The 764-nt window shown below is 63.7% G+C and carries 2 protein-coding genes; both read right to left on the bottom strand.

The annotated features are described in order from the left end of the window. On the bottom strand, positions 1-280 hold a 280-nt coding region (locus EOA85_RS38460), incomplete at its 3' end, for a hypothetical protein (protein ID WP_206523507.1). 111 nt (positions 281-391) lie between these two features. Continuing rightward, positions 392-715: a Dabb family protein gene (locus EOA85_RS36490; protein WP_127212815.1), complete on the bottom strand. Its 324-nt coding sequence runs from the start codon at positions 713-715 to the stop codon at positions 392-394. Positions 716-764 lie beyond the last annotated feature (49 nt).

Here is a 764-nt window from a genome sequence, read left to right as displayed (position 1 = left end):
GGTCGGGAGGCGCGGCCGGCTGAAAGAGGACGATCGCAACGATGCTGTCAGGAGACAGATGGCATGATCCACGCCAGGCACCTGCACGGATCACGTCCCAAAAATGGCGCACCGGCCCCGGTATCGAGCCGCCGTCGAGAGATTTTCGTGGCCGCGGAGGCTTCGTTGTCTGCTGTCCGCAGGGCGAAGCGCGCAGCAGATGAGAGCCTCCGGGTGCCATGTGCTCGAACCGCCTGCGACGACGACGAACACGATCTTCGAGGCTCTCCGCGATGAGCATGGCGGCCACCGCGAACCGCTGCTCGAGGCGTTACGCGGGCTCGATGTCGCGCGAGCGGAGACGCAGTCTATCGCGGCGTGGCGGCCGAGGCGGGACAGCCCCGCATCGTGCTTACTGGCCTACGCTCCCGACCGCCGACGTGCTTGCCGTCGCGATCTCATAGTCGGCCGCAAACCGCAATTCGCGCAGCGGCCGCACTCGCTTGATAGACTCCTGATATAGCGGATGCGCCTTATAGGCAGCGAGCTCGGCATCGGTGCCGAATTCGCCGTAGACGATGACGTCGACTTCCTTGCTGGCGGGATCGCTCTTGCGATTCTGCGCGACTTCGAGCCGGCGTGCGTGCGGGATCTTTGTCAGCAGTGCAAGCCCGTCCAGGATCGGCTCGAGATTGCTGCTGCTGGCGGCAGTGAAGAAGACGATATGTCGGATCATGATTTCGTTTGCGGCTGGTTCCGATAAGAGAGGCGGACCAGTATCAGGC

The sequence above is a fragment of the Mesorhizobium sp. M5C.F.Ca.IN.020.29.1.1 genome (genome assembly GCF_003997375.1).
Lineage (GTDB): Bacteria > Pseudomonadota > Alphaproteobacteria > Rhizobiales > Rhizobiaceae > Mesorhizobium > Mesorhizobium wenxiniae.
This window is presented reverse-complemented; position numbering and strand designations above follow the sequence as displayed.

What these genes read in the sequence shown, in the direction of transcription:
- EOA85_RS36490 (WP_127212815.1), bottom strand. Translation starts at nt 715, where the DNA reads ATGATCCGACATATCGTCTTCTTCACTGCCGCCAGCAGCAGCAATCTC.